The organism is Burkholderia sp. LMG 13014, from assembly GCF_905232215.1.
Taxonomy (GTDB): Bacteria; Pseudomonadota; Gammaproteobacteria; order Burkholderiales; family Burkholderiaceae; genus Burkholderia.
In genome coordinates this window covers 1-3,931 of sequence record NZ_CAJNKE010000545.1, presented here as the reverse complement: position 1 = coordinate 3,931, position 3,931 = coordinate 1, and the positions used below count along the sequence as shown (strand labels likewise).

Sequence of the window (3,931 nt, the reverse complement as noted above, 5' to 3'; positions counted from 1 at the left end):
CGCGGCGCTGCATCATTGTTTGCAGCGCGCGTCCTTGCGCTGTACGACGATGATCACCGGGTATTTCTGGCCGTGGTCGAGTTCCACGCGTGCCACGACGGTCAGCGTCGCCGGATCGGAATCGTCGTACACGCTGACCTGCTCGTTCCGGAGGTAAGTCACGCCGGTGCAGTTCGACGTGCGTCCGTCGTCGCCCACCTTGCACTGGAGGTCGTTGTCCTTCAGGTAGTTGTAGGGCGACGGGCTCGCGAGGTACTCGCTCAGGCCGCGCGGCGAGCCGCCGACGCCGGTCACGTAGGCGATCGCGCACGACGCTTGCGCGTCGCTGCCGGAGGCGGTGTCGGCCGTCGCCTGCGTGCTGACGGCAACCAGCAGCGCGGCGAGCGACGAGACGATGAAGGGCTTCATGACGTGGGTTTCCCGTTTCGCGAATCGGAGCGCCGGATTGTAACGGCATCCGGCGAGGCGCGTCCGGAAGTGAGGGCACGGCCACGAGAGTGGTCGACTATTGGACTGTAGAATCGCGGCGCTGAGAGCGCCAGCCACCATCTGGTGAAAAAACGACGGCAAAAGAAGCAATAAAGGGATTGGAATGAGTGCGCAGGATATCCTGCGGGCGCTTCAAGGGGGGCTGATCCAGCAGGACCGCCTGCTGAAAGTCGACACTCCGCTTGGGCCCGACGTGTTGTTGCCGCAGCGTGCGGCGGGGCTTTCGCAGATCGGCCGGCATTACGACTTCACGCTCGATGTGCTGTCGACGCGCAGCGACCAAGCTGAAGATCCTGATTCCAGACGGCAGCAACGAAGTACGACGGGTTGATGCAGGGGCCCGGGAAGCAAGTCATGCTCGATTATCTCGGAACGATCAAAAGCTGGGGCGACAGACCCGATACCTGATGAAAAAGACTCATTTCTTTGTACTGGTCCTCGGGGCGCTCCTGCTTGGCGTCGTACTCGCATCGCACGACGGGAATGCCCGCTCAACCCTCGACAACCGCAACGGCATGACTTCATCACTTACAGTTATCCGGCTCGGCGATCCCAGGGACTCCGATCTCAACGGTCCGGGCGCGTCTGTCGACAATCATCCGTCAGGTACGCGCTTTTATCAGCATGACTGGATGCGCGGCAATCTCGGCACGGTGAAGTTCATGCAGGGGACGCATGGCTTCGTGCTGGACAACGTGCTGTCCGCGGCGGGTTCAGCGGACAAGGATGTGCCGGGCGGCATCTACACGTGGAATATCAGTTTTGGCGTCAGCCCCGAGCAGGCCGACACGCACGAGGCCGCATTGGCGCGCATGACGAAACTGTTTCAGGATCTGCGCGCGAACGGCTGGGTCCGGTACATCGACGTCAGCAATCCGCGCCTGACCGGCAAGCAGGCGTGGGACTACATGAAGGCGTATTCGATTTATTCCCTCGATTCCGGTTACACACCGACGATCGAGGAGTGGAAGGCCGCCGTGAAGGAAATGCCGAGATGGGTGTTTTATGCAGATGGCGCCTATCTGGAGATTTCGCTGTCGGAAAAGAACATGGGCGGCTTTGTCGGGAAGACGACCTATCTTCTGACGGCTCGCATCAGGAACGAGTATGCGTTCTACGGGCTGGGGTATTTCCCCGGGAACGCCGAAAAAATTCGCAACTGGAAGACGCTGTTGCCCGCGGAACTGCAGAAGTACCACGCGAAGCGCATCGCTACCGAGGCTGCGCTGAAGGGTCAGGGCTATACGATCGACACGGCCTACCAGGATCCGCCCATCCAGGCGTTGAAGTGACGTGTCCGCCCCTTCGTGACGAGGTGATGCAGGTGATGCGAGCAACAGCAGGCGGGAAGGCGCAGATCGTCGTGGGCGACCCGACCAGTCATGGCGGGCGGGTGATTTCCGGCAGCCCTTCTTCGACATGGGGGCGCGAGGCGATTGCGATCGCGCGCAAAGGCGACAAGGTGACCTGTCCGATTTGCGCACCTCATGTCTTCGAGATCGCGGAGAGTTGTGCGAACAGTCTGGATTTCGGTGCGTTGGTTGCGCTGGAAGGGCACACGACGACGTGCGGCGCGGTGCTGCTGGCCCAGCCCGGCGGTGCCGAGTCGTGAACGGCACCGTCGATTGCGCGTGACCACGCACACGAACCGTGCCGACGATGTACCGTGAGCAGCGCAGGCGGATGTCCGCGAGCGCCTGATCGCTGTCGGAAATGAAAAACGGGCCGAGCGGCCCGTTTTCTTTGAAGCTCTGGCGGAAGCGGTGAGATTCGAACTCACGGACAGTTTCCCGTCGCCGGTTTTCAAGACCGGTGCCTTAAACCGCTCGGCCACGCTTCCACACGAGGCGGCATTGTAACCGAAATGCCGCCTCGTTCATCCCTTCAATCGTCGCGCAGGAACAATTCCTGCAGGTCGTTGAGGAAACGCTGGCCGAGCGGCGTCGGTGCGATCTGCGCGAAATCGCGCGAGATCAGCCCGCGCCGTTCCGCTTCCTGCAGCGCCGGCTCGATCGTGCTCATCGGCAGCCCGGTGCGTTCGGCGAAGCTGGGCACGGGGAAGCCCTTGACGAGCCGCAGCGTGTTCAGCATGAACTCGAACGGCAGGTCGCGCGCACCGACTTCGCGCTCTTCCTGTACGGCCGTGCCGGCCATCGCCTGCTCGATGAAGGTCGCCGGATGCTTGTAGCGTGCCTGCCGCAGGATCCGGTTCGGGAACGACAGCTTCGTGTGTGCACCCGCACCGATCCCGAGATAGTCGCCGAAGCGCCAGTAGTTCAGGTTGTGCTTGCACTGATGATTCGGCTTCGCATACGCCGACACTTCGTAGCGCCCGTAACCGGCCTCGGCCGTACGCGCGTGGATCCATTCCTGCATGTCGGCCGATGCGTCATCGTCGGGCACGACCGGCGGAAACTTCGCGAACAGCGTATTCGGCTCGAGCGTCAGGTGATACAGCGACAGATGCGGCGGCGCGTACGACAGCGCGGTCTCGATGTCGGTACGGCATTCGTCGAGCGTCTGGTTCGGCAGCGCGAACATCAGGTCGAGGTTGAAGTTGTCGAAATTCTTCGCGGCGATCTCGACGGCCGCGCGTGCCTGCGTGGTGTCGTGAATCCGGCCGAGCGCCTTCAGGTGCGTTTCGTTGAAGCTCTGGATGCCGACCGACAGGCGATTCACGCCGCTCGCGCGGAACTGCGCGAACTTCGCGGCCTCGAACGTGCCCGGATTTGCCTCGAGCGTGATCTCGGCATCGGCGTCGAGCGGCAGCAGCGCACGCACGTCGGACAGCATCCGGTCGAGGCCGGCCGCCGACAGCAGGCTTGGCGTGCCGCCGCCGATGAATACCGTATGCACCTGCCGGCCCCACACGAGCGGCAGCGCCTGCTCGAGATCGGCGCGCAGCGCGTCGAGATACTCGGTTTCCGGAAACCGTTCGCCCTTCCACTCGTGCGAATTGAAATCGCAGTACGGGCACTTGCGCACGCACCACGGGAAATGCACGTACAGCGCGAGCGGCGGCAGCGACGTGAGTCGCACCTGGCCGGGCGACGTGAAGGTCGCGACGACGCGCGCGCCGGTTTCCGCGGCCTGGCTCATGCGGCCTCCGTTGGCGAACGGGTATCGGGCGTGCTCATGCTTCCTCCGCGAGCCGCGCCAGCAGCGCCTTCAGCGCCAGCGCGCGATGGCTGTGCGTGTTCTTCACGGCCGGCTCGAGTTCGGCGGCCGTCGCGCCGAGCGATGGCAGGTAGAAATACGGGTCGTAGCCGAATCCGTGCTCGCCGCGCGGCGTGTCGACGATCTCGCCCGCCCAGCGCCCTTCGGCGAACAGCGGCTCGGGGTCATCCGCATGGCGCACGAGCGCGAGTACGCAGCAGTAGTATGCGCGCCGGTCGTCGACGCCGCGCAACTGCTCGACGAGATACGCGTTGTTCGCCGCGTC

General features: G+C 63.6%; 6 protein-coding genes and 1 tRNA gene. 3 read left to right on the top strand and 4 right to left on the bottom strand.

Annotated features, from left to right (window positions below):
• Positions 1-12 precede the first annotated feature (12 nt).
• Positions 13-408, bottom strand: coding sequence for a hypothetical protein (locus JYJ84_RS30530; protein WP_043181759.1), 396 nt, complete (start codon positions 406-408; stop codon positions 13-15).
• 184 nt (positions 409-592) lie between these two features.
• Between JYJ84_RS30530 and JYJ84_RS30525 the strand changes: the two genes are divergently transcribed.
• The 3 genes from JYJ84_RS30525 (at position 593) to JYJ84_RS30515 (ending at position 2,101) form a co-directional block, all read left to right on the top strand.
• Complete coding sequence (locus JYJ84_RS30525; protein ID WP_374102143.1) at positions 593-820, top strand: hypothetical protein; 228 nt, start codon at positions 593-595, stop codon at positions 818-820.
• A gap of 76 nt (positions 821-896) precedes the next feature.
• Entirely contained in the window at positions 897-1,781 is an 885-nt protein-coding gene (locus tag JYJ84_RS30520) for a hypothetical protein (protein ID WP_122946619.1), read from the top strand.
• A gap of 26 nt (positions 1,782-1,807) precedes the next feature.
• Positions 1,808-2,101, top strand: coding sequence for a PAAR domain-containing protein (locus JYJ84_RS30515; protein WP_240201923.1), 294 nt, complete (start codon positions 1,808-1,810; stop codon positions 2,099-2,101).
• A 140-nt stretch (positions 2,102-2,241) separates the two neighbouring features.
• Here JYJ84_RS30515 and JYJ84_RS30510 read toward each other — a convergent pair.
• From JYJ84_RS30510 to JYJ84_RS30500, 3 genes are all read right to left on the bottom strand, one after another.
• Positions 2,242-2,329, bottom strand: a tRNA-Ser gene (locus JYJ84_RS30510).
• Positions 2,330-2,373: 44 nt separating this feature from the next.
• Positions 2,374-3,588 (bottom strand): radical SAM family heme chaperone HemW, encoded by a 1,215-nt coding sequence (gene hemW, locus JYJ84_RS30505; RefSeq protein ID WP_175222807.1) that lies wholly within the window; start codon positions 3,586-3,588, stop codon positions 2,374-2,376.
• 34 nt (positions 3,589-3,622) lie between these two features.
• On the bottom strand, positions 3,623-3,931 hold a 309-nt coding region (locus JYJ84_RS30500), incomplete at its 5' end, for a non-canonical purine NTP pyrophosphatase (RefSeq protein ID WP_275890749.1).

Bases quoted from the DNA above. Each gene is read 5' to 3' on its own strand.
- JYJ84_RS30530 (WP_043181759.1), bottom strand. From the start codon at position 408: ATGAAGCCCTTCATCGTCTCGTCGCTCGCCGCGCTGCTGGTTGCCGTC.
- JYJ84_RS30525 (WP_374102143.1), top strand. From the start codon at position 593: ATGAGTGCGCAGGATATCCTGCGGGCGCTTCAAGGGGGGCTGATCCAG.
- JYJ84_RS30520 (WP_122946619.1), top strand. From the start codon at position 897: ATGAAAAAGACTCATTTCTTTGTACTGGTCCTCGGGGCGCTCCTGCTT.
- JYJ84_RS30515 (WP_240201923.1), top strand. From the start codon at position 1,808: ATGCAGGTGATGCGAGCAACAGCAGGCGGGAAGGCGCAGATCGTCGTG.
- hemW (WP_175222807.1), bottom strand. From the start codon at position 3,588: ATGAGCCAGGCCGCGGAAACCGGCGCGCGCGTCGTCGCGACCTTCACG.